At 55.0% G+C, this 24,457-nt stretch carries 24 protein-coding genes; 7 read left to right on the top strand and 17 right to left on the bottom strand.

Translation table 11 applies throughout. The features are described from left to right. Positions 1-122 precede the first annotated feature (122 nt). From A7Q00_RS05655 to A7Q00_RS05600, 13 genes are read right to left on the bottom strand one after another with little or no spacing between them, the layout of a single operon-like run. Positions 123-788, bottom strand: a complete 666-nt coding sequence (locus A7Q00_RS05655) for a DUF3577 domain-containing protein (RefSeq protein ID WP_231105384.1) — start codon at positions 786-788, stop codon at positions 123-125. A 57-nt stretch (positions 789-845) separates the two neighbouring features. Then, positions 846-1,424, bottom strand: coding sequence for a YcbK family protein (locus A7Q00_RS05650; RefSeq protein ID WP_156503752.1), 579 nt, complete (start codon positions 1,422-1,424; stop codon positions 846-848). Continuing rightward, on the bottom strand, positions 1,421-3,337 hold the full coding sequence (locus A7Q00_RS05645; RefSeq protein ID WP_245637534.1) for a DNA topoisomerase 3: 1,917 nt from the start codon (positions 3,335-3,337) through the stop codon (positions 1,421-1,423). The genes A7Q00_RS05650 and A7Q00_RS05645 overlap by 4 nt, the downstream gene beginning before the upstream one ends. A 53-nt stretch (positions 3,338-3,390) precedes the next feature. Next, positions 3,391-3,720, bottom strand: coding sequence for a TrbC/VirB2 family protein (locus A7Q00_RS05640; protein ID WP_064087651.1), 330 nt, complete (start codon positions 3,718-3,720; stop codon positions 3,391-3,393). Between the two features lie 48 nt (positions 3,721-3,768). Further along, entirely contained in the window at positions 3,769-4,380 is a 612-nt protein-coding gene (locus A7Q00_RS12815) for a TraV family lipoprotein (RefSeq protein ID WP_081258969.1), read from the bottom strand. After that, positions 4,377-5,648, bottom strand: a complete 1,272-nt coding sequence (locus A7Q00_RS05635) for a TraB/VirB10 family protein (RefSeq protein ID WP_064089635.1) — start codon at positions 5,646-5,648, stop codon at positions 4,377-4,379. The genes A7Q00_RS12815 and A7Q00_RS05635 overlap by 4 nt, the downstream gene beginning before the upstream one ends. Position 5,649: 1 nt before the next feature. Then, a complete protein-coding gene (locus A7Q00_RS05630) occupies positions 5,650-6,462 on the bottom strand; it encodes a TraK domain-containing protein (protein ID WP_064089634.1) in 813 nt (270 codons plus the stop codon). Positions 6,463-6,477: 15 nt separating this feature from the next. Further along, positions 6,478-7,362 carry a TraE/TraK family type IV conjugative transfer system protein gene (locus tag A7Q00_RS05625; RefSeq protein WP_064089633.1) on the bottom strand — a complete coding sequence of 295 codons (885 nt, stop codon included), beginning with the start codon at positions 7,360-7,362 and terminating at the stop codon, positions 6,478-6,480. After that, positions 7,362-7,667 (bottom strand): type IV conjugative transfer system protein TraL, encoded by a 306-nt coding sequence (locus A7Q00_RS05620; RefSeq protein ID WP_064089632.1) that lies wholly within the window; start codon positions 7,665-7,667, stop codon positions 7,362-7,364. The genes A7Q00_RS05625 and A7Q00_RS05620 overlap by 1 nt, the downstream gene beginning before the upstream one ends. Next, on the bottom strand, positions 7,664-8,185 hold the full coding sequence (locus A7Q00_RS05615) for an OmpA family protein (RefSeq protein ID WP_064089631.1): 522 nt from the start codon (positions 8,183-8,185) through the stop codon (positions 7,664-7,666). Before A7Q00_RS05615 ends, A7Q00_RS05620 begins: the two co-directional genes overlap by 4 nt. Further along, positions 8,182-8,586: a hypothetical protein gene (locus tag A7Q00_RS05610; protein WP_156503751.1), complete on the bottom strand. Its 405-nt coding sequence runs from the start codon at positions 8,584-8,586 to the stop codon at positions 8,182-8,184. Before A7Q00_RS05610 ends, A7Q00_RS05615 begins: the two co-directional genes overlap by 4 nt. Continuing rightward, complete coding sequence (locus tag A7Q00_RS05605) at positions 8,567-9,235, bottom strand: thioredoxin domain-containing protein (protein WP_064089629.1); 669 nt, start codon at positions 9,233-9,235, stop codon at positions 8,567-8,569. Before A7Q00_RS05605 ends, A7Q00_RS05610 begins: the two co-directional genes overlap by 20 nt. Continuing rightward, on the bottom strand, positions 9,235-10,431 hold the full coding sequence (locus A7Q00_RS05600) for a GspE/PulE family protein (protein ID WP_064089628.1): 1,197 nt from the start codon (positions 10,429-10,431) through the stop codon (positions 9,235-9,237). The genes A7Q00_RS05605 and A7Q00_RS05600 overlap by 1 nt, the downstream gene beginning before the upstream one ends. 825 nt (positions 10,432-11,256) lie before the next feature. Here A7Q00_RS05600 and A7Q00_RS05595 point away from each other — a divergent pair. The 6 genes from A7Q00_RS05595 (at position 11,257) to A7Q00_RS05570 (ending at position 18,967) form a co-directional block, all read left to right on the top strand. Then, positions 11,257-11,715: a hypothetical protein gene (locus A7Q00_RS05595; RefSeq protein WP_064089627.1), complete on the top strand. Its 459-nt coding sequence runs from the start codon at positions 11,257-11,259 to the stop codon at positions 11,713-11,715. Next, entirely contained in the window at positions 11,706-14,225 is a 2,520-nt protein-coding gene (gene mobH / locus A7Q00_RS05590) for a MobH family relaxase (RefSeq protein WP_064089626.1), read from the top strand. The genes A7Q00_RS05595 and mobH overlap by 10 nt, the downstream gene beginning before the upstream one ends. Next, complete coding sequence (traD, locus tag A7Q00_RS05585; RefSeq protein WP_064089625.1) at positions 14,226-16,274, top strand: type IV conjugative transfer system coupling protein TraD; 2,049 nt, start codon at positions 14,226-14,228, stop codon at positions 16,272-16,274. It abuts the gene before it with no gap. Further along, positions 16,267-17,022, top strand: coding sequence for an IncC plasmid conjugative DNA transfer DtrJ family protein (locus tag A7Q00_RS05580; protein WP_064089624.1), 756 nt, complete (start codon positions 16,267-16,269; stop codon positions 17,020-17,022). Before traD ends, A7Q00_RS05580 begins: the two co-directional genes overlap by 8 nt. 274 nt (positions 17,023-17,296) lie before the next feature. Then, positions 17,297-18,652, top strand: a complete 1,356-nt coding sequence (gene trhP, locus A7Q00_RS05575; protein WP_064089623.1) for a prephenate-dependent tRNA uridine(34) hydroxylase TrhP — start codon at positions 17,297-17,299, stop codon at positions 18,650-18,652. Between the two features lie 147 nt (positions 18,653-18,799). Beyond that, entirely contained in the window at positions 18,800-18,967 is a 168-nt protein-coding gene (locus tag A7Q00_RS05570; RefSeq protein WP_156503750.1) for a hypothetical protein, read from the top strand. Positions 18,968-19,270: 303 nt separating this feature from the next. Here A7Q00_RS05570 and cutA read toward each other — a convergent pair whose 3' ends face one another. The 3 genes from cutA to ilvA all read right to left on the bottom strand — a co-directional run bounded on the left by cutA (position 19,271) and on the right by ilvA (position 22,011). Then, the gene (gene cutA, locus A7Q00_RS05565; RefSeq protein WP_342668417.1) at positions 19,271-19,621 is read right to left on the bottom strand and encodes a divalent-cation tolerance protein CutA; all 351 of its coding nucleotides are present in this window, start codon (positions 19,619-19,621) and stop codon (positions 19,271-19,273) included. A 112-nt stretch (positions 19,622-19,733) separates the two neighbouring features. Beyond that, positions 19,734-20,369 carry an alpha/beta hydrolase gene (locus A7Q00_RS05560; RefSeq protein ID WP_064089621.1) on the bottom strand — a complete coding sequence of 212 codons (636 nt, stop codon included), beginning with the start codon at positions 20,367-20,369 and terminating at the stop codon, positions 19,734-19,736. Positions 20,370-20,478: 109 nt separating this feature from the next. Further along, positions 20,479-22,011: a threonine ammonia-lyase, biosynthetic gene (gene ilvA, locus A7Q00_RS05555; protein WP_156503749.1), complete on the bottom strand. Its 1,533-nt coding sequence runs from the start codon at positions 22,009-22,011 to the stop codon at positions 20,479-20,481. Positions 22,012-22,245: 234 nt separating this feature from the next. Between ilvA and A7Q00_RS05550 the strand changes: the two genes are divergently transcribed. Next, on the top strand, positions 22,246-23,487 hold the full coding sequence (locus A7Q00_RS05550; RefSeq protein WP_064089619.1) for a D-alanyl-D-alanine carboxypeptidase family protein: 1,242 nt from the start codon (positions 22,246-22,248) through the stop codon (positions 23,485-23,487). Positions 23,488-23,563: 76 nt separating this feature from the next. On the opposite strand, the gene A7Q00_RS05545 is transcribed toward A7Q00_RS05550, so the two are convergent. Beyond that, complete coding sequence (locus A7Q00_RS05545) at positions 23,564-24,343, bottom strand: hypothetical protein (protein ID WP_064089618.1); 780 nt, start codon at positions 24,341-24,343, stop codon at positions 23,564-23,566. Between the last annotated feature and the right edge of the window lie 114 nt (positions 24,344-24,457).

The raw sequence follows: 24,457 nt of genomic DNA, 5'->3' as shown, positions 1-24,457 counted from the left end.
AAAATACAAGATAAAAGCCGGAGCAAACGAACCCGAAAACCGGGGATGTTTGCCCCGGCGGGGTGAAGGAGAGGAAGTTTTCACTTCCCCTCAGGCAGACGGACTGCAGGTTGAAACGTTACTTAGGCGGCAGCATTTTCAGATACTGGGGCTTGGGTATCGTTTTTTTCAGTGTACCAAACTTGGCGATTGACCTTGATGAACTTGAATTTCAACAACCGGGCGTCAATAGACGGGGTGTTTACTTTTACAGGCTCGTTTTTGTCATTTTTCGAGTTGGTCTCAAAAACAACAGGGCGAAGGTCACCAACACGGAACCCAACAAATACGGTGGGGCGGCGTTTGTAGTCGCTACTGAGCAAATCCGGAAATTCTTCCAGCAGCTTGGCAAACAACTCTTTAGCTTTCCCGCCGACGATACGCACGTCAAAACGTGATTTTTCGTCAGCATCTCCGTGAAGGGCTTGGATGGTACAGGAAAAGTACTCGGAACCTCGTTTGCCTTGAACCACGCGAGGGCGGTTCATAAAACCGACACCGTCGGCGGTCAAATCGAAGTAGGCGGGTACGTTCTGAACTTGGTTAGACATGATGTAATCTCCAAATAAACAGGGGATACACCACGCCCGTTTGGGGAATGAGTATCCCCAAAGGGTTAAGAAAAGAATGCCTGCTTGAGGCAGATTGAAAAAACCGCAAAACCGACGAATCGGTTTGTGTGCTTGAGCGGCTGCACACCTTTGCTTTTTGAATGAAAGCAACAAAACATTGAAATACGGTTTAATCATGCTACTGCTCGCTGGTTTTGTCAAGCACTATCATGATGTTTTATGTTCCTATCTTCATTACCCTCGCCAATTGCGTACCCTGCCTGTATCCAGGTGGATAAAGCTGCTGTAAATGCCAATACCTCCAGCATTGAAGTGCGCTGCCATGGAAGTTAGTTGATTCAAGCTAATACCACGCATGGTCAAATCAACGGCTCTGCCATAAATATGCATAGAATTTTGTGCAGCCCCTTCAATGGTGGCATTGCGCCGTCGGGTGCGGTATGCGCTGTTGATCTGCAGTAATGGATTGGACTTGCCCGCAATTCGAGCCCATTCCTGCAAGCCATATAGCAGGTTAAGTAAACCAATATCGATATTGGTTATAGCATTGCCGTCTTTGGCATCACGTAGCAGCCAACGGGCGGCCATGTAGCCGTTTTGCAGGTAGCCTTGGCCAGCCGCGTAGAAGCGTACGCTTCTACGCTCGCCGGTGTCGGTACGCCGGATGTCGATCAGGCGGTCGCGCCGCCAAAAATCACTGTTATCGACGGCCAATGCCTCGTCGGGAAACAGGATGGCACCTGAGCAGAGCGCTAAAGCGGGGGCGGTTCGAATAACGGTGCCGAGAAACTGCCGGCGGTTGATGGCGTTCATGGTTGTTTCTTCCTGTCGGTAGCCGGCATACCGGTCGGGGCAGCCTTCTTCTTATCTGCCAGATCGGCTTTGGCTTGAGCCACTAGGCGGCTGATCCAGGCAGACTGATGGTGCATAAATTCCGCCAAACCGAGCTTCCCGGACTCAATGCCGCCGAGAGCCAGTTCCCATTTGGCGGTGGTAACCGGATCGGCCAATGCTTCGGGTATGAGGGAAATCAGCCGTTTCCCTTTGTCAGTGGCCGAAACCTTGCGCCCCTTTTTCTCCAAATATCCCATTTCATACAACCGCTTCAAAATATTGGCCCGGGTGGCTTCCGTGCCCAATCCTTCCGTGGCGCGCAGCACTTTTTTGATTTGTGCGTTGTCCACCGTTTTCAAAAAATCGGACAAGGTCTGCATTTCGTCCAGCAGCGAGGGTTCAGTAAAGCGTGGCGGCGGGACGGTCTTTTTGTGGGCGGCATCGGCGGAACGGCAGCGGACGGCTTCGTTTTCGTCGACCGGCGGCAGGGCAGCACTGTCTCCTTCTTCATCCCCTCCCGCCACTTCGTTTTCCGCCTCTTCCCCCAGCAGGCTTTTCCAGCCCGGTTTGACCGGTTGCCGGCCGACGGTACGGAAGCGGTGGCCGCAACATTCGACTTCTATCGTGCTGGAGTCGTATTCGCAATCCGGATAGAACTGGGCGATATAGCGGTTGCGGATCATCAGGTAGATATCGCGCTCCGCTTTGCTGAGTTTAGATAAATCGATCCCGGCCTGGGTGGTCGGAATGATGGCATGGTGCGAGTGTTTGTTGACCTGGCCGTCGTTCCAGACCCGAGAAGCCCGAGCCGGATCGGCCTGCTTCAGCACATTGCCCAAAGAAGGATCCAATGACAGCATGGCGGCAAATACGGCCGGCACTTCGGCCTGCTGCGATTTGGGCAGGTAGCGGCAGGGAGAACGCGGATAGGAAGTGATTTTGTGCTTTTCGTACAGTGCCTGGGCGATGTCCAACACCTTATCGGGGCTGAGACCGAAACGGTTGCCGGCGGCCTTTTGCAGGGCAGACAGGCTGTAGGGCAGTGGTGGCGGGCTGTGTTTGCGTTCGGTTTTGGCGGCGGCGATGCGGCCGCTGCTGTCCGGCAGTGTGGCCGCCAACTTGTCCACAGCCTGCTGGTCGGTACACAGGCCGTCTTGGTTTTTCAGGGCATCAGGTATCTGCCACAGCGCCTCAAAGCTGCCGGAGGCTACCTGAAAAACCGCACGCAGGGTGTAGTAGGGATAAGGTTTGAAGGTATCGATGGCCGCATCACGGCGTACCACTAAAGCTAAGGTCGGCGTTTGAATGCGTCCGACCGACAAGGTATGTGCTTTGCCCCGGCCTTCGGCATAGGCAGCGGTATAGGCGCGGGAGAGGTTCATGCCCACCAGCCAGTCGGCACGCGAGCGTGCCAGGCCTGCCTGATACAGGGTTTCGGTTTTGCCGCCGGGCATGATTTTGCCCAATGCCTTTTTTACCGAAGCCGCATCCAACCCACTGGTCCAGAAGCGGGACACTTTACCGCGATAGCCACAATACTCCAGAATCTCGCGCCCGATGACCTCACCTTCGCGATCAGCATCGGTAGCAATAACAACTTCATCCGCTTCGGCCAGTAGGGTACGAATGACCTTAAATTGTTTGGCTGCAGAATCGGAGACCTCCATCAGCCATTTGTCAGGCAGTAATGGTAGAGCATCTGTGTTGCCGAAATCGGCATAAATCTCCCCATAGGCGGCAGGCATGGCATTGGCCAACATGTGGCCGAAACACCAGGTAACAGCCGTGTTCCCTTTGCGGAAGAAACCGTTATCCCGACCGCCCAATACACCGAGTACTTTGCCGATGTCTTTAGCCTGAGAAGGTTTTTCACACAAAAACAGCTTCATCATTATGCCGTTTGCACAATGCAGGTTAGGCTACCTGAACACTGTATCCATCTGAATCAAAAGGTTGCCGTGAAGAAACCGATAACAATGGCACCACCCAAAGTTGCGCCTACCACTACAACCAATACCGTCAAAAAGGCCGAGAATTTGCCCATCATGGATGAAATAATGGCGATAACTAAGGCGATGATGGCGATCAATGCACCCATAGAACCGGTCAATTTGTCATTTACCCAATCGACCATCGTAGAAAAAGTGGTATCCGAACCAGCAAAAGCTGGAGCGGCCATCAGACCGGTCAGCAAGAATAGAAATACCTGCCGGGCTTTGTTCTGCCAATGGCCAACGAAGTTGCACAAATTGCGAAATAGTTTGAGATTTTGCATGATGTTTCCTTTATGAAAGTGTGGCCTCAATTGCACTGAGAGGAAGAGTTATTGCAAAGGGGGTGGTAGAGTGCCAGGTGGAAGCGTATCCGGCTGGGTAGTCGGAGCGGGAGCGGTAACAGGTTCTGCCCCTTCTCCTTCCGCTGCGGTTGCTCGCGCATCGCTGCCTTCCACTCCGGTTGCAGTAGCAGGTGTTGCCTCCTCCGTCGGCGCAGTGACCGGGTTGGCAGCAACCAACGGAGTAACAGTACGAGACGACTGAATCATCTGTGCAGCGGAATAACCAACATTCCAGCGACGCGGGGTGACTTCAGAGAACACCCGGGTTGGGTAAACCAAATTGCCGTTACTGTCCTCATAGGCATTAACCCACACTCGGAGCACTTGGGCTGGCATCAGTAGCGGCTTTGGCTCATCGATAGCTGCCATATTAGGTACGGGATCGGGTAAAAATGGGGTAATCCCGCCGCTTTTGCTGCCAGATGGTGCAGCATGATCCTGTGGCCGATAATCGCTACTGGCTTCCCAGGCTTGGCTCATGCTCATGCAGCGCCCCCTATTAGCCGTTCCGCAGGATAATTCGGTAGAACCGGTATTCATCATGGAGGAACAGCCGCCCAGCAACAACAGGAGTGGTAACAAACGGGTTGTCGATCTCATCTTCTATCCTTTACATATTCCAATGAAATGCCCTCCTGCAACAGAATGTCGCCGGTACGCATTGGCTGGATTTCCACTACCGGGAAAGATTGCTGGGCATATTTTTCATAAATACTGGCTACCCGCCCGAAAATATCGTTGATGCCGTGGGCAGCACTGTTCAAGGCTACCTGGCCAGGCGTGCCGGTACCGATGTTGATGCTGTTTCCTCCACCGTCCCGATGACCGATACGGGTCGTGCCAGCCAGTGCCACTGATCCTTGCCCGAAGGTGTTGAGCATACCGATTTTAATCATTTGTGAAATGGCTCTGCCGTCGCGCGATACTAAGCGACCACGCCAACCGGGTTTGCCATCCTCACCAATGACCGTTCCCTTCATCGTTGCCTCGACCGCCACGCCATCAGAGCGGATACAAGTAATCGACTTTGTACGTACATAGGCACGTTCATCGGCTAGCTGCCCATAGGCGTTGGCAATGATGACGCAGTCTGATAAGTCAGAACGGAAACCATTGGCCATCGTTGCCAATCCTTTAACACGCAGTAGGATAGGCATGGCGTTTTCAGCACCACCACCGGCTGCTTCTCCAGTAGGTGCATTGATGCCGGAGACCGAGATAATCGACAATTGCGAGCCTGCCGGCAGGTAGGTTTTGGTGTCGTGAGCACCACTTTTCCGATTGTTGGTGACGCGATCGGCACCAATTGGCTTACCGTCGGCTGGAGCGGCTTCGGAAGCGGCACGGATTGAGGGGGTATTACCACTATTGCTGGTATGTGACTGGTAGGGGTTACTGTCGACCTCTTCTGCAGAAGTGTTGTTGCTGCTACCAAAATTGCCTCCGCCTCCCAACGGAGGTGCACCGCTGTCACCCGGCAAGGTTCCCGGAGGAGTGAACCCTGGTTCTGATGCAGACAAAGCCCCGGTGCCCGAACCTATTCGGGAGGCATCATGCTCCGCAATGATTTGTCGCACTTGATCAGCAGTTAGGCCAGTCTGGTTGGCAGCCTGATTAGCTTGTTGTTGCTGCATCTGCTGGCGCAATGCGTAAACTTCAGCAGCCAGACTTTCTACCGTCAGGTTACGCTGGTTTGGAGTTACCACCTGAGTAACCTCGGTTTTGGTACGTCCGAACTTGGTACCCCTGATGCTATCGGTAATCATGGCTGCAATAACCAACATGATGAGCCCACCGCCCACGCCAATCAGTACGGTATTGCGTTTCTGTTTACCGGTTTTCTGATTCCAGTTTTCACGGATGCCCATTTCACTGCTCCCGTCCGACCATAATCAGCACATCGGTACTTTCCCCAGGACTGACTTGGATTTTCGGATAGAAGGCTACAGCTACCACACGCGGGTTAGCACCGAACATCTCTTCGGAAAGGATTTGCCGTTGCCGGCTGTTGTTTTTCAGACGGTAACGGTAAATATCGAACTCGTTGCCGCTATAGCGTTCAACCGGGATCACTTGCATACCGTTGCCCATGGCAAAGGTATTCTGTAGTGGCCGTACACTGTACCCAGCCGGGATTTTCAACATGACGATATCCCGTATAACTGCCGCCAATTGTTGCGAGAAACCGCCGCCAGTGTCGCTTGCTGCCGTCCCCTGTCTGCCGCCAAGCGATACGGTAATGGTCTGCGAATCTAAACTTGCAGATGGAACCAGCGTCAGCGAGATGGGGATGCCGGTAGGGTTATCCGCATCGGTAATAGACACAAAAAACGGTTTGTTGGTTTTCGGGGTAACTAATAGGGCGGAACCGTTTGAACCTAGGTCGTAGTTGGCCTTTAACCCGACCGCGTGAGCCCGGGTAAACGGAGTGTTAATGATGTTGGGATGGTGGCGGGAAACCCGAATCCGATGGTTTTCGCCGTAGGAGGACACAACGGTTTGCACGCCGCGTATCCGACCCTCCTGGATATTGCTGTTGATCCGTTCCAACCCGATGGGGGTGGTGACCTGTACTACGCGCCGACGAGGATAATCACTCCTGTCTGGGATATTTTCAGCTGCTGCCGGCCACATCATCGTAACCAACAGCAGAGATAAAGAGGTTAACGCTGTTTTGTTCATGTTCGGTTTCATCCTTTACAGCAAATCACTCTGGCTTTGGTCGGCCGGTGGCGGTGCAGTTTCGGTTTCCGCAGGCGGAGCGGTTTCGTTTGACGGCGGCATCACGACACCCGGGATCTTTTCCTGCCCGGTGGCGACAGGTACGCCTGAAGCCGGTACGGCGGCTGCAGAAGCAGTATTCGGTTGCGGTACAGGCTGCGCATCTTGTGGGAAGCTGATTTCGCTTTCCGGAACGGTGGGCAATATTTGTATTTGCGCCTGTCGGTCTTTGGCCTCCTGTTCGGCTTTGTCGGGATAGCGGTCGGCCCATTTGAGCGTGTGCGGTTCGCCGGGATAGACATACCAAGACTTAACCCTCGGGGTGCCGTTTACCATGTGCATAACAACTTCGTAAGTCACGTCCACCGCACCTAATTGGGTCATGGCGCCCTTGCTGTATGCCGAAGAAACAATCTTGCCGGGAATAAAAATCTTTCCCGTCTTGGGTTCGTAAATTAGATTGGCCGTCGGTGTGAAGTTGCTGACCGGGTTAATGCCGATATAGTTGGGATTGTTTTTGACTGCCAACAACTGCGGCTTGATTACCTGCCAAAGCTGTGGGTCGAACAGGGGCTCCATTACTTTGGCGGTGTAATCAACCGTATTTGGGGTGGCGGAAGACATGGAGCCGACAATATAGAGGGCAAATGAATTGAGGTACTCCTGCGAAGCGTGATCCCAGCCAATGATAACTTCTTCAGACAAGCTACTCGGCGGCTTTAGGGTGATACGCTCGTGTTGGCTGTTAATTTTAATCTGCTGCAATACCGCTATAAACAGCAGACCTAAGCATACAAGGCCTAGAATGGTATTGCTTTCCAAAGCCTTACGCAGTTTGGTTTTAAATGTCGGCCACTGCATCAGTTATCTATCCTTTTGGTTAAACCGTTCGGATAACGGTCATTGAGCGAAAACAGACCGGTCAGCGCATATATCATGTGTACCAGCGTACCCGGCAAGGTATTGCGTTTAAATTTGACATACTGATAAGACAACCATACCCCTAATACGATACCGGCCATCATGCCGACCGGGCTGCGGGAAGCATATTGCAGGATAACCCCAATAATCATGCCGAAAATAAAGATGGCAATATCGTCCGATTCCAAAAATAGGAATTGGGGCAACGTATCAACATATTCAGGAAAAATTACCGCTTTGCTCATTCAGTCCTCCATTCGCATAATTCGCTATTTGGCAGGCGGGTTTCACCAAATATGCACTCCCGATTGACTGTGACACCCAACTGCCCTAAATAGGCCGCCACACTGTCTATGCGGCGTTTGGCCAGCCGGTTGTTGTAGGCCGTGCTGGCACGTGGATCGGCATACCCTGACAAGGTTATGCCCTGTGTACGTAACACCGGTACCAGCTGTGACAACCGTCGCTTCTCCGAAACACTCAATGCGGCTGAGTCAGTTTTAAAGTACACTGTGTGCAACAGTTTGTGCTGCCCGTCAGCATCGTTAAAGCTCAGATTTATACCAAAGGGGCTGACAGCCTGAGGCAGCCAGATATACGTTCCTTCTTCCTCATCAATCCAAGCAGCATCACTGTAAGTACTTTTTCGCAACACGACTAATTCGGTTCGCTGCGCCAACGGCGGTTCGGGTGGTTCCTGCTGAGAGGTACAGGCAGCCAGTAGGCTACCTGAAAGCAATACAGATAAACTTGTCTTTTTCATGCGCCATCCTGTTTGGTGCCAGCAATGCCGCGCCGGCGGTTGCAGTAATGTCGGAACAGACGCAACAGTAGTGGCAGCGTACCGCCGATCAGCAACAGCGTACCGACAGCAAAACGTTGCCTGTCAAAAATACGGTAAGCATGCGCCTGTAAGGTTGCTGCCGTACTGTGCGTCCAACCAAAACCAGATGCTGTTTCAAGCCGACCAAAACAGGCAGGCTGCCATCCGGCAGAAACGGCAAACTGTAACGTAGCCATAGTCGGTTGCCGGATTTCTTTGCCGGTATAACGCATCGTTTCGGTATTGTTTGGTATCGAGCATTTCGGCGGCAGGGGCATGTTCAACAACAGCAGTGCGTACAGGCACATGGCTGCTGCCGGTTTACCGGTTTTGAAGGACATTGGATACCAAACCGTTGAGCAGTTGGGTCAGCATCTGGTAATTGCCGCCGGTAAAGCCGGCATGGGTGGTATAGCGTCCGCCGACGGCAAAAAACGGTGTAGCCGTTACTCGGTAGCGGCGTACCAGCATCATAGCCCGTGCCATACGTTCCTGCGTCAGCCGTTTCCTGACAGAGGTATTGATTGCCTCGCGACTGAATCCCATGCGGTAAAGCACGGCTACAAAATCCCGTTCATTCTTTGCCGTCCGGGCGGCCTCAAAAGTTAGGCGTTGATAGTCGGCAATCCTAGTTGGAGCTAGGTCACGTACGATATAAAACCCTGTGGCGGCGGCATCGAGACGTTTGTTGCCGGTGTAAATGGGGACATAAACAAAGCGGAACGGGTCAGGTAGCGTGCGCCCCCATTCGCCCATGCCATACCACGTCTGCTCGCAATACGGGCACTCGTAGCTTAGGAACATATAAACACGGTTCAGGTCTTCACGATACGGACCAACAGAAAGGTATGGTTTAACCGTGTCGGCAAGATTATTTTGCTGCCGATCCTGCCCAGGCAGGCTGAAATCCTGTATGTCTGCCGCTGCACGAAGGGATAAACCTGCAGCCGCACAGGCCAGTAGGAAACGGCGGCGGTCAAAGTTCTGCATTATTCGGCTCCCGTGGAACTCAAGCGGTCGATGGCCAGGCTGCCGATATGGCAGGCCTCGTCGAAATCTACCAAGCCGGCCGCCGACATCTCCAGCGCGGCTTCGCTCAATGTCCGGTAGGAAGGCTGCCGCAACAATGCCGCTTCCATGGCTCGGCTGTCGCCGTTAATCAAGGCCAGCCGGACATCGGGTGCGTTCAGGGCAAACTCCATCACCGGGATGCGGGAGATGCTACCTTCGTGGTTGCATTCGTCGCAGCCTGCGCTGTTGCGGCGGAAATATTTTTCTGCCGGGAAGCGGGTAGGCAAATTCTGATGAGTGCTAGACATAACCTCTATCCGGCAATGTGGACACAAACGGTTCATCAACCGCTGAGAGAAAAAGGCCAGCATCACGTCGGCCAACAGGTATGCCTCCACACCCAAGCCCACCAGCCGGGATAAGGCAAGCGCGGCATTGTTGGCGTGCAGAGTGGATAAAATCAGGTGACCGGTATTGGCGGCGGTCACAGCGGTTTGCGCCGTTTCCAAATCGCGGATTTCTCCGACCAGGATCACATCGGGGTCGTGGCGCAGGAAGCTGCGCAGCACGCGCGCAAACGGACGGTGTACCGGATGGATGCTGACCTGGTTCGCCCCTTCCACCGGATACTCGACCGGATCTTCCGCCGTGCACAGGTGGATGCCTTTCCGGTTGATGTGGTTGAGGCAGGCATTCAGGGTAAACGACTTGCCCGATCCGGTCGGACCGCAGACTAGAATCATGCCTTCGTCGTTGGCCAAGGCTTGTTCCAGGGCGTAACGCACATAATCGGGCATATACACCGCGTCCAACCCAAATCCGGCGTTTTCTTGGTTCAGGATGCGGCATACTATGCTCTGTCCGTAACGGGTCGGCAGGATGCTGACCCGGACATCGACCATGCTGTCGCGTTCCTGATCCAATAGCCAAAACGAACCGTCCTGCGGCGATTCGCGGTCGCTACTGCTGATGTTGCACTTGGCACGGATTTTTTCATCGATGGTTTGTGCCGCCATTCGGCTGAACAGCCAACTGTCTTCCATCTGCATTTTGCGGTTGCGCAACCTGACCTGACAGCCATTTTTTTGGTCACGGAAATGGATATCGGAAGCTTTGATAGAAGCAGCGTATGGAAAGACCCAATTCAAAAAAGCCACTGCCGCCTCATCCCCCATCGAAGTAGAAATAAAGCGGGCAGCCACTCCTAAATCATAAGATTTACCTTTGTCTTGTAACAAACGTTCGATATCAGACGGCAAGGAGGATTCTGACGTGGAGTGTTCCATGGTGCTGCCTAAAAAACGGTTAAAGACATACCGCATACTCTCCGGTTCGGATAGTCTCGACGCGGTGCGATGTGCGCCGTGCTTGGTTGGTGGCGAAGCGGCGACTACCCGAGCCGGAAAATACGCGGCTCCTGTTGTTGAAGCCGTGTATGGCGGATGCCCCCATCTGCCCACAATCCGGCTGTTCATTTAATCATGCCGAAACAGCTTGGCGGCTATTCCGACCCGCGCGCTATTATTGGGCAAAAATGTTGTCAAATCACGCAACAATTTGAAAAATATTAAATTTAATTCTTACTTGACATTTGTTGGGGTAATGTAGAAAAATAAAAAATTTCGTCATTACAAGCTCTCTCCTAGATAGCCGAATGTTTTTATGTAAAATAAAGGTAATGGCACTTATCAGAAAAGCCAAAAAAGCGATATGCTGAAGACACGCATATCGCTTTTTTTACCAACAGCCCAAACGGATAATGGCAACAGCTTTAAGGGAAAAGGAAGGGAAAACGGGTAAGGGGTAAACGCTTAATGGGAAGGAAGTATTTGTTATTGTTTCGCAATAACAAATACTTAAAAAGCCAAAAGGCTTTGCTTTCACGCTTATCATAAGCAATCCGATAAGGCAAGAATTAAAAGAAATCCGCTTTTTCAAATTATTACTTGCTACGAAGAGGAGCTTTACGAATACTGCCAGCATTTCAACTAGGATTCCGTATGCCGATGTTCCCTTTTTGTTTCCGGCAACTACAACAGTGCCTGACACGCTTCGGAAGCCTTTCTAACCGTTGGCCGGCAGTCTTGGCACACCGTATCGTACAGTGCAATGGGTTCTTGGAGCAGCTTACTCTGTCCGAAGAGTGTACCGCCTATTGGTTGTGCGATAAAACAATCGCATTATTTGAAACGCTGCCTGATGATTTGGACGATACCGCAACCATTCGATTGCTGTCTGTCGAGTTTGAAGGATTCCATTGTCACGCAACTGTTTATAAGCCCCTACTCTGCGCTGAGGATACTAGGGGAGAATACTGGAATAGCCTGTACGAGCCCTTTAACACCTTTATCAGCCGGCATCCTGAAGCAGATCTCTTTATCGGGGAGCAGGCACATACGCCGTCGGCTGATGCAGAATCTTGGTTTGCAGCAGCACTAGGTATGAGCACATGTCACTAATTTGGTATGCGGCAATCACAATGGCGGCAGCGCTTATTCTGCTGTTTTTATTTTATCGTCCCCAATCTTCTTCAAAATCTTCCAGCACCTCCGTATCGGCCATACTTGAGACTGCCTCGTCTCCGAATATTGTCGGCGACAAACTTCGGGTTCTTACCGCCGAAGAGCTCATCCGCATTCTCGATTTATCTCCCCAGCTGGCTAATATTCGATCCAATCTCGGTTTATCCGATGAAAACTGGCATAAAGACGTGCTGCCTATGCTGCACGAATACATCGCATTCGTGCAGCGGCTGCCTGCATCTGAATCGCACCACCATGCTGGGGACGGGGGGTTAGTGCGGCATACTTTGGATGTGGCCGCCTTGGCGCTGACTGCTGCCGCCGCGTACAGCTGGCCACCGGATGCCAAAACTGAAGACATCGCTAGGCTCGGCATGGTTTGGCGTTTCGGTATCATGGTGGCCGCCCTGCTGCACGACATCGGAAAAACCCTGACCGGGTTCGAGGTGGAATTGTTCGAGCGCCCCGATCAGGATTCGGGCAACCCATGGCTGCCGGATGCCGGCAATATGGCGAACAGCGGCCGGCATTATTACCGCCTTTCCTTTCCCGACAAAAAGGCACCCTATACCGCGCATACCGAAATCGCCTGGGCATTTTTCCAGACCATCGTCCCTGCCCATGTACGCCGCTGGATGAGCGATAGCGATCCGAAATTGGTTGTGGCACTGAGGCAGTATCTGAGCGGACACGCCGAAGACAGCCCGTTTGGCAAAATCATCCGCGACGCCGACATGGCCTCCACCGCGCGCGACCTGAAATCCGGTACGCGCCAGCGCTTTGCCGCCGCCAAACGCACCCCTCTGATTGAAACCGTGATGGAAACTCTGCGCGACATGCTGGCCGACCGTGGCCGCTGGTTCAGCATCGCCACCCGCGCCGGCGGGGATTTGTTCCGCCAGGGCGATACGGTTTACATGGTGTCCAAAAACGTTCCCGATGCCATCCGCGAATTCCTGCGCAGCAGCAATCATCCGGCCGCGCCCTCTTTCCCCAACGACAACCAACGCATTTTCGACACCCTACTGGAATACGGTGCCGTGTTGCCCAATCCGCAGGACGAGCACCGAGCCGTTACCGCCGTCGATGTCTGCTTTATGCGGCAGGACGGCGAGGCAAAGGCGCAACGCTTTACCATGCTGGCCTTCAAGCTGGATACCCTGTATCCGGACGGAACCTACCCAGCAGAGTTTTCAGGTAGCCTGAATATTTCCCCCGATCAGAGCAGCCGTCCGCACAAACCGCCGGAGGACGAAGAACACCCCGTCGGCAGCATGGCCGACGATGCGGCCGTCGGCAGTACGGAAACCACCCGGGAAATAATCGCACCGGAAGTGGCCGCCGCCATTCCGCCGCCTCCGCGCAGGCAGGAAACTGAGGCAGCAACCCTTCCTGCAGCCGCCACCCCGGCAACCGAACTGACCGGCTTGCCGACACAAGGCCAGTCTGCTGAGGCAGGGGATATCGACGCACTGCTGGGCAAATACGGGTTGTTGGACATCACTGACGACGAAACAGGGGAAACTGAGGCAGCAGCAGAAACCGTGCCTACTGAAACACTGCAACAGCAGCATGGCAATCATGACGCAGTAGACAGTAATCCCGTACCTGATCAGCCGAACCCTGTCCGAACCCGAGAAGTCCCCGCTTCTCCCCCGAAAAACAAAAAAACCGGCAAAAAACCGACCGGCGGCAACCCAGCCGGACTGAACATCCTGAAAGAGTTGTTTGCCGACGGTGGTACGGCAGCCAACCCTGCCGGCGAGGAGCTGCCACAGCAGGAAGCGGCAGCTGCCGGTTTGGCGGAAATCCAAAGGCAGCGGCAGGCGGGCAAGGCGGAATCCCCGCGTCCCGTGACCGTGCACCGCATGGCCGGTACCGCCAATCCGGAGGCGCTGGTGGCAGAAGCCGCCTTAGCGGCAGACACCGGGGTGCCAGAACCCATCGCATCGGATGCCGAAACGGCAACCGCTGCCGAAGCAGCCGACAACGCTTTGTCCGATATCCGCCAACGGCAGCAGCAGGACGGCCGGCATTTTTGGCGCTGGCTGGCCGACGGTTTGACCGACGGCAGCATTGCCGTCAACCAGCGTGGCGCACCGGTGCATTTCGTAGCGCAGGGCATGTTACTGGTCTCCCCTGCCATCTTCCGCGATTATGCCGGCGGCGTGTTCGACAAGAACAACGAAAATTGCCTGGGGCTGCGGGCTCAGCGCGGTTTTATCAGCCTGAAACTGCATCAGCGTGCCAAAAAAACCGCCCTGTTCAATGTGGAAACCAACAAAGGCGTCCGGCGGCGACTGTTTTGCTGCTATCTGGTACCGGAGGAAAATCTCCGCCATATCATTCGTGCCGACAGCAGACCACCTAACAATACCGACATCAGCATTGCCGAATACGATTTGCTGGCGGCTGGACTGCCACCTGAAACCCGAGAGGAAACCTAAATGGGCGTAACCATCCAACCGCCGGAAAACGTTTACCGTAAACCCTACGAATTCGTCAGCGGCGGTGCCTACCTGGGCGGGGCACTGAGCCTGGTATTCCTGCCGCTGCCCTCCCTGATGGCCTATGTCGGCATTCCCCTGCTGACGGCCTTGGCCGGCTACCGCTGCAAACAGGGGCTGCGCATCCGCCGCTACCGGCGCAATCTGCGCCGCCTGAGCTTTTACGCACTGACCCCGCCGCAGATTCCAGTATCCGACAAGGCGCTGTTCCTCGGGCGCGGTTTCAAATGGACACAGACGCACACCCAACGGCTGCTGATGGCCAGGCTACCTGAAAACGAATCCCTGCGCGAGCCGGGCCGGCTGTACCGTTGGGCGCGTGAGCGGGAAATCCGTACCGCTGGCCAATCCGTATTAACGCGCCTGACTTCGAAACCCGCCTGGTGGAACCCCATCGCTCCCTTACCGCCGGTAGGCGGCGCACCCGAATTGCACGGTGTCGAGCCGGATGAGCGCGACATCTATTCCGCCCTGTCGGAACGGGTCGGCCACACCATCGTGCTGGGTACCACCCGCGTCGGCAAAACTCGGTTGGCGGAAATCCTGATCAACCAAGACATCGCGCGCGGCGACACAGTGATTACCTTCGATCCGAAAGGCGATGCCGAACTGATGCTGACGCATTATCTGGCCGCCAAGAAGGCGGGACGGCCGTTCTATATGTTCCACCTCGGTTTTCCCGACCTGTCCTGCCGCTACAACCCGGTCGGTGACTTTACCCGCATTACCGAAGTGGCCACCCGTATCGCCAATCAACTGCCGGATGAGGGGCAGTCGGCGGCATTCCGCGATTTCGTTTGGCGCTTCGTCAATGTGTTGGGAAAAATGATGGAGGCACTATCGATCAAACCGAGCTATCTACTGATTTACCGCTGCGCCGTCAATGTAGACGATTTGGCCGCGCAATATTTTGCATCTATCCTGAACCGGGAATGCCCGGGCTGGCAAAAAGATTTTGATGATTTCGATTTGTCCGATGCCGAAAAGAAACAGGTCAGCAAAACCGGGCGCAGCATTGATGCGGTACGCTTGTCCGCCTTCCTGAAGCAGAAAAACCTGAACGATGCGGTAAGTGATGCGGTAACCGGTATCTTGGGCAACGAGCGCAGTTATTTCGAAAAGCTGGTCAGCTCGCTCTACCCCTTGCTGGAAAAACTGACCAGCGGTCGCGTGGCCGAGCTGATCAGCCCGAATTTCGAAGATTTGGCCGATACGCGTCCGATTATGGACTGGCGCAAAGTGATGGAGCAGAACGCAGTGGTTTACGTCGGGCTGGACGCACTGACCGATGCCGAAGTGGCCGCTGCCGTTGGCAACGCCATGTTCGCCGATCTGACTTCGCTGGCCGGTCAGATTTACAAACACGGCCACGGCTACGGCCAGTCCGGCCCGACCAAGAAGCGCATGGTCGCCATCCATGCCGACGAGTTCAACGAACTGATCGGCAACGAATTCATCCCCATGCTCAACAAGGCCGGCGGCGCAGGCTACCAGGTTACCGCCTACACCCAAACTTGGTCGGATGTGGAAGCCAAAATCGGTTCCAAAGCCAAGGCCGAGCAAATGGGCGGCAACTTCAATACCATGATTATGTTGAGGGTCAAACTGGAATCGACCGCCAAAATGCTCACTTCCCAACTGCCGGATGTGCGGGTGGTAACCGGCACGCTGGTATCAGGCGCGGGCGATGTCGCCTTTCCCGAAGGTTACGAAGACTTTACCAGCCACAATGAAGACCGCCTCAGCAGTGAAACCGTTCCTATGTTGATGCCGTCCGATCTGACCAACCTGCCTAAAGGGCAGGCCTTCGCCTTGCTGGAAGGCGGCAACTTGTACAAGTTGCGGTTACCTCTGCCGCTACCCGATCCCGATGCTGATATCCCGCAAAGTCTGACCGATATGGCGGAGCGGATGCGCGAAACCGTGCGTCTGAGTCATAAACCTGAGGAAGAAGAAAGTGTGTTTGTAGAAGGACACAGTTATGGCTAAAAACAACCGTCAAGACTTGGTTGCCGAATCACTGGTGCTTCGTTTTTTAACTGCTCCAGTCAAGCTATTGAAAATCATCCTGTTGGTTATTGCTATCCTATTTGGCAGTTCCATCATTCTACAAAGCTATTTCTACCGGCCAGACCTATTACAGAGGGAAATAGAAAATACCCTGCAACTGGGCAACCAAAGCCTGTGGCAACAATGGACGGCAAGCGACGAAAGGCTACCTGAACATAATAGGATGTCGTCTGAAAACGGTAGCCCGGATACCGGCATCAACCTGACCCTGACCCGTTATACCTATACCGCGTTGAGTACCGTGTTGTACGAATGGATACCGCTTAACTATCTGCTGGAAAGCAATCCCGGCGACATCGGCTACAGTTTCAAGGAGCAGTTTCTTGAGCCCAACCGCGGCTACCTCGAACGCTTCGACCAAGTTATCCGCATCATTTCATTACGGTTGGGCAATATCGCCTTTCTCAGCATTTTTGCCCTATACCTGTCGCTGTTGGCTGTTATCGACGGTTTAGTACAACGTCGTATCCGCCAAGAAAATGCCTCCCGTGAGAGTGCGGGCATCTACCACCGAGCGAAATACTGGCGTACCGGCATTGTTTCCACCAGCTCGGTACTCTACTTGTCCACACCGTTCTCCGTATCACCATTGTGGCTGCTGATACCGGTATGCGGCGGCGCAGGGATGCTGTACCTTCAAGCGAAATATCTTAAAAAATATCTGTAATCACTTGCCAATATTCATATATTGGGGTAGTCTTTGATTACCGTGTATTTTTTTATTACGGTATTCTCAAAATTCCTCTCAGCTTACTCCTTGAGGGCAAGCGTCTAGTTGAATTCACAGAAACTTCGTTTTAGCTTCGCAGAAACTTCGTTTCAGGTAGCCTGCTTAAGGGGCTACCTGAAAATCGTTTAAAGCATCTCCGAATAACTTAAAGGCTAGCTGAAAGCAAACCGCTTCTATTCCGATTACCCCCTTATCCCATTTGAATCACGCCATGAAATCTCCCGAACTCCTTCTCCCCGCCGGCGGCCCCGAGCGTATGCGTACCGCCTTCGATTACGGCGCCGATGCCGTGTATGCCGGCAGCCCGCGCTATTCCCTGCGTGCCCGCAACAACGAATTCGCCAAGCTCGACGTATTGCAGGCCGGCATTACCGAAGCCCACGCACGCGGTAAAAAGTTCTATCTCACCGTCAACACCCTGCCGCACAACAGCAAGCTCAAAACCTTTGTGGCCGATATGGATCCGCTGGTTGCCATGAAGCCCGACGCGCTGATTATGGCCGACCCCGGCTTGATTATGGTTACCCGCGAACGCTGGCCCGATATGCCTGTCCACCTCTCCGTGCAGGCCAACACCACCAACTACTGGGGCGTGAAATTCTGGCAGAAAATCGGCGTGGAACGCATTATTTTGTCGCGCGAATTGAGCATGGAAGAAATCGCTGAAATCCGCCAAGAATGCCCCGATGTCGAGCTCGAAGTGTTCGTGCACGGCGCACTCTGCATCGCCTACTCTGGCCGCTGCCTGCTTTCCGGCTACTTCAACCACCGCGACCCCAACCAAGGCACCTGCACCAACTCCTGCCGCTGGGACTATAAAGTCCACCCCGCCGAAATCGACGAAATGGGCGACGCCCGCCTGCTGCAAGGCTTTGATTTCAACAAAGCCCAAGAAGAAGCCAACGCCGCCTTCGAAGGCATCAACGGCCAAGTGCGCCACCCTGCCGCCAATAAAATCTTCCTCATCGAAGAGAGCAACCGCCCCGGCGAAATGATGCCGATTATGGAAGACGAACACGGCACCTACATCATGAATTCCAAAGACTTGCGCGCCGTAGAGCAAGTGGCCGAGCTCGCCCGCATCGGCGTGGACAGCCTCAAAGTAGAAGGCCGCACCAAATCCGTATATTACGTCGCCCGCGTGGCTCAGGCCTACCGCAAAGCCATCGACGACGCCGTGGCCGACCGCCCCTTCGACTACAGCCTGTTGGCCGAACTCGAAGGCCTCGCCAACCGCGGCTACACCTCCGGCTTCCTCGAGCGCCACCAAACACAAGACTACCAAAACTACCTCACCGGCCATTCCGTGGCCAAACAGAGCCAATACGTCGGCCATGTTACCGAAATCGACGCCGAAGGCTGGGCCACCGTGGAAGTGAAAAACCGCTTCGCCGTGGGCGACACGCTGGAAATCATCCACCCGAAGGGCAACCAAACCATCGTGCTGCAAGCCATGAAACGCAGGGGCGAAGCGGCGGAAGTTGCCCCCGGCAACGGCATTCAAGTGCAGATTCCGAATATGGCGGGCAAGGATAAGGCGCTGATTGCGCGGGTGATTAAATCGTAATAGTCAAAGATACAGGCTGCTTTTGGGAGGTTGGGAAAGCAGCCTGTATTCTGCAACACACGGTTTGCCATCATAAAAATGAAATATTTTTTATACTTTACTGCCGCCTTGTTCCTGCTTTCGCTGTGGGTTTGGCCGCAAATCAGCATGTTGATACTGCTGCTTCTGCTGGCAGCTGGCGAAAAATATGCCCGCCGCTATCCGCTGCCTGATACATGGCAGAAAAAAGCGTTGCAGGCGTATAAAATCATTGGGATAGGCCTCTTGGTTTCATTGGTTTGGGGTGTGTGGTATATGATGCGGCGGCTGGGATAAAAAGCAGCCTGAACACGATAGCAAACGTAGACGTATTGTAGGATAGGCGTTGACCCATCAATCCTTCATATGCTTTGCAATGGCGGATCGAAGCTATCCTACTCATGATATCTGTTTGTATATTAGCTGTAATAAGCGAAAGGGATGGTAAAAATTGCCAAAAGCCTTGTTATACGCGGCTTTTGGCAATTTTTACCATCCCTTTCGCTCATGAGTCTGAAAGCAGGTTCTGCGGAGCTAATATTTCAGGTAGCCTTTGATCTGCGGCAATAGTGGATGAGTGGCTGGTTCAAGTTCGCCTGGTCATGGCGCGAGGTTGTCGTTCAGCCATTTCAGGTAGCCTTCTGCGCCGCCGGATACGGGCAGCAGCAGGATTTGCGGGCAATCGTAGCTGTGCTGTTCGAGAATCAGGCGTTCAACGGCGGGGTAGTGCCGCTCGGCGGTTTTGATGGTGAGGTGGATTTCGCTGTCGCAACAGAGCTTGTCCTGCCAGAGGTATTGGCTTTGAATGGCTTCATATTGCACGCAGACGGCGAGGTGCTGTTGCAATAGGAGTTTGCCGATGCGTTCGGCTTCGGCTTGGCTGGGGCAGGTGGTGAGGACGATGGCGGGTTGACAGGTGGGCATGGTGGTAAGGAGAAGATAGGGTTTCAAGTAGCCTGGTTGGGCGCTGCAGGCTGGCATTTTGATTTCAATAGGGGGAAAGTGTGGCGGATAGTTTTTCAGGTAGCCTTTCCAATCCAAAGGCTACCTGAAACTGATTAGCTTATTTTTCTAACACACTGGGTACGAAGCGCAGCAGGGTGTCGCGCAGGGGGATGAGTTTGCCGTGGAAGAAGTGGGAGGATTGGGGCAGTACAACCACGGGGATGTCTTGTGGGGCGACCCAGCTGAGGGCGTTGGCCAGCGGGACGACTTCATCAATTTCGCCGTGGATCACCAAAGTGTGCGCCGGGTCGGCGGCTTGGGCGGCGGGCACTTCATACATGCCCACGGCGGGGCCGAGCAGCACGAGGGCATCGGGGCGGCGCTGTTGGGCGGCAAACAGGCTCACGTAGCCGCCGAAGGAGAAGCCGGAAATGATGAGTTGGGCGGCATGGGGGTGTTGGCTTTTGGCGTAGTCGATTACGGCGAGGCAGTCGTCAGTTTCGCCGTGCCCGTAGTCGTGCTCGCCTTCGCTTTCGCCCACGCCGCGCAGGTTGGGCAGGTAGCAGTGGAAGCCTAGGCGGGCATAAACTTTGGCGGCGGTTTGGATCACTTTGTTGGTGAACGTGCCGCCGTGCAGGGGATTGGGGTGGTTGATGACGGCCACGCCGCGCTCGGGGGCTTCGGGCGGCAGGTAGATGGTGTGCAGGCGGCCGGCGGGGCCGTCTATCCAGAGGAGGTGTTGGGAGGCGAGCATTTGGGTTCTCTTTGTTTGTAAATGGATTTTGATTTTAACTGCTAAGGCGGATGTTTTCAGGTAGCCTGAACGGGCTGATGAGGCTACCTGAAAATGAGCAGTATTGATCTTAAGCCTGGCCGAGGAACAGGCGGTAGGCGGCGTTGCCGGTTTGTTCGGTGTGCACATAGCCCAGTTCTTGCAGGAAGGTGGCGAAGGCTTGGTTGTCGGCCGGTGGCACGTCGATGCCCACCAGTATGCGGCCGTAATCCGAGCCGTGGTTGCGGTAGTGGAACAGGGTGATGTTCCAGCCGATCTGCATGCGGTTGAGGAAGTAGGCCAGTGCGCCGGGGCGTTCGGGGAATTCAAAGCTGAACAGGCGTTCGTGCGCCACTTTGCCGGTGCGGCCGCCCACCATGTAGCGGATGTGGATTTTGGCGGTTTCGTCGTCGGTGAGGTCGGTGTTGGGCAGGCCGGCGGCGGTGAGTTCGGCGCTGATGGCGGCTAGGTCGGACGCGCCTTTGCTTTGGATACCCACGAAAATGTGGGCGGTGGCGTCGTCGCCGTAGCGGTAGTTGAATTCGGTGATGTTGCGGCTGCCCAAGATGTTGATGAACTTGAGGAAGCTGCCGGGCTGTTCGGGAATCGACACGGCAAAAATGCCTTCGTTGCCTTCGGCCAGCTCACTGCGCTCGGAAACGTGGCGCAGGCGGTGGAAATTGATGTTGGCGCCGCTGGTGACGGCAATCAGGGTTTGGCCTTGCGCCTGCTCGCGGGCGATGTAGGCTTTGAGGCCGGCCAAGGCCAGCGCGCCGGCGGGCTCGCAGATGCTGCGGGTGTCGTCGAAAATATCTTTGAGCGCGCCGCAGATGGCGTCGGTGTCCACCGTGATGATTTCGTCCAAAAATTCGCGGCACAGGCGGAAGGTTTCTTCGCCCACCAGCTTCACCGCCGTGCCGTCTGAAAACAGGCCGACATCTTTGAGCTCAACCAGGCGGCCGTGTTCGATGGAGGTTTTCATGGCGCAGGAGTCATGGGTTTGCACGCCGATTACTTTGATTTCGGGGCGCACCTGTTTGATGAACACGGCCACGCCGGCCGCCAGACCGCCGCCGCCGATGGGCACGAACACGGCATCAATCGGCTTGGAATGCTGGCGCACGATTTCCAGCCCGATGGTGCCTTGGCCGGCAATCACGTCGGGGTCGTCAAACGGCGGGATATAGGTTTGGCCGCTGCTTTTGGCCAGTTCTACGGCGTGGTCGTAGGCATCGTTGAACGACACGCCTTTGAGCACCACTTTGCCACCGCGCGAGCGCACGGCGTCCACTTTAATCTGCGGTGTGGTTTCGGGCATTACGATGGTGGCTTCGCAGCCGAGTTTCTGCGCGGAAAGCGCCACGCCCTGGGCGTGGTTGCCAGCGCTGGCGGTAATCACGCCTTTTTGCAAGAACTCGGGCGGCAGCTTGGCCATTTTGTTGTATGCGCCCCTGATTTTGAAGGAGAAAACGGGCTGGAGGTCTTCGCGTTTGAGCAGGATGCGGTTGCCGCTGCGCGCGGAAAGGTTGCGGGCGAAATCGAGCGGCGTTTCGGCGGCTACGTCGTAAACGGCGGCGGTGAGGATGCGGGTGAGGTAGTCGGTGTGGGGCAGGGGCATGATGATGGTTTGAAATCGTTTTGAAAGGCGGCAAGATACCCCGTTTGCGCCGCCGCTGGCAAGAAAAATCAGGTTAAACGCTTAGCAATACGGGCTTGAGCGGCTATAATCGGCGCGATTTTGCCGCATGGTCGGCACTTGCGGCAGGCTACCTGAAAAGGTGCGGCTTCCCGTTTTCAGGTAGCCCCAACGCAAGTCCCGCTTCGGCAAACCACTCAATCAAACCAATCAGACAACACAATGAAAAAAAAGCTCACCCTTCTCACCCTATCCCTTTTGATGGCCGGCTGGCAGGTGCAGGCCGCGCCGCAAGCCGCTTCCGCCCCCCGCCAAGCCTCTGCGCCCGCCGCTTCCGCCCCGGCCGCGGCCAATCCCGCCGCCACCCAGCCCGTAACCGCCGTGGGGCTGCCCGAAATCAAAGCCTCGGCCTATGCCGTGTATGACGCGCAAAGCGGCCAGATGCTCGCCTCGCACAAATTAAACGAACACATCGAGCCCGCCTCGCTCACCAAGCTGATGACCGCCTATTTGGTGTTTAAAGCGCTGGAAGAAGGCAAACTCAAGCCCGACCAAACCTTTACCGTGTCCGAGCAGGGCTGGAAAGTGGAAGGCTCGCGCATGTTCCTCGATCCGAAAACCCCCGCCCGCGTGGACGATTTACTCAAAGGTCTGATTGTGCAGTCCGGCAACGATGCCTCCATCACCCTGGCCGAAGCCGTGGCCGGCAGCGAGGCGCAGTTTGTGCAGCTGATGAACGCCGAAGCCAAGCGACTCGGCATGAAAGACACTAATTTTGAAAACAGCACCGGCCTGCCCGGCGCGCAGCACTACACCTCGGTGCAAGACCTCATCACCCTTTCCGCCGCCATCATCCACGACTATCCGCAATATTATCCGCTCTATTCCATCCAGTCTTACAGCTACAACAACATCACCCAGCCCAACCGCAACCTGCTGCTCTACCGCGACCCCGACGTGGACGGCATGAAAACCGGCCACACCGACAGCGCCGGCTACAACCTGGTTGCCTCCAGCAAACGCAACGGCCGCCGCGTGATTTCCGTGGTGGTGGGTACCGAAAGCATGCAGGCGCGCGCCGCCGAGAGCAGCAAACTGCTCAACTGGGCGCTGCAATCCTACGACACGCCCAAGCTGTATGAGGCCGAGACCGCCATTTCGCAGGTGAAAGTGTACAAAGGCGCGGATAACGCCGTGAACGTGGGCTTTATCGACGCCACCTACATCACCGTGCCGCACGGCCAGGCCGCGCAGCTGCAGCCCGTGCTGGAAACCGTGCAGCCCGTACTCGCGCCGATTAGCAAAGGCCAAGTGCTCGGCACCGTGAAATTTATGGACGCGCAAAACCGCGTGGTGGCGCAGAAAGACGTGGTGGCGCTCAACGACGTGGCCGAAGCCGGCTTTTTCGGCCGCCTGTGGGACAGCATCGTGCTGTGGTTTAAGAGCCTGTTTAGCGGGTCTTGATACAGTTTGATTGATGCGATAAAGGCTACCTGAAAACTCGGAACGGGGTTTTCAGGTAGCCTTTTTTGGCTGCTGCCTATCGGCGGTTGGCGCAAAAGCCTTTGGGGATGACGACATCGACCGAACCCGGGCGGTTGGCGAAAGTAAAGTGCTCGTGGAAGGCGTAATGGCTGTTGCCTCTGGCGAAGGGCGGGGAAGTGCAGAAGGTGTTCTCCGTATGCTGCCGGAGCTTTGTACGGATGGCAGATAGGCTTTGTCCGGGAAATTCGGGATCGGTCACGATGATGTGGCGGTGCAGGGTTCGTTTGGCGGCATCGAAATGGATTTGGGTTATGGTTATTGCGTCGCTAACCTTAATCGGCAGTTGGGATTGGAGGCTGTTTGCCAAATTGGATACCATGGTCAGGTAATTGTCTTCCGGACTGCCAGACCGGGCGGGATGGGCGGCGCAATAGCCTTTGGGTATGGTAAAGGTTATGATGTCGGAAGGGGTGTCGGATAGGCGGATTCGCATCGTGAAGGCTACGGAATCGTTGAGTTGCCTGCTTTCCGGGCTGTTACAGGCGAAAAGCGGTATGATGTTATCGTTGGAGAAATTGTCTTGCAGGACTTGCCGTAGGCTGGCTGTTGGGGGGCGGGGGCGCAATTTTGCCAGGTCGATTGTACTGTCGAACACGATCTGGTCGTTTTCCAAAGACGCTTTGTAGATGGTCGTCGGCCCGCCTCGATTGGCGGGCAGATCGCGGTTGATGGCATCAATCGCAGTTTGCAGCTCTTGCCGGGTGGGCTGGGCTTGGATGCTTGGGACGGCGGCCAGCAAGGCGGTTAGGAGGAGGGTTTGAAGGCGTGCCGACATGAGGTTTCCTGTTGCTTTCCGGGTTGGGCTACCTGAAACGGGGTTTTTGCGGGACTTGGCTTGCGGGTGGTTTCATGGCATGAGCCCGGTTTTCAGGTAGCCTTTGTGTGGCTC

Source organism: Eikenella halliae, assembly GCF_001648475.1.
Lineage (GTDB): Bacteria > Pseudomonadota > Gammaproteobacteria > Burkholderiales > Neisseriaceae > Eikenella > Eikenella halliae.
Note: the sequence above shows the minus strand (reverse complement) of the source record. Positions and strands in the feature narration are given on the sequence as shown.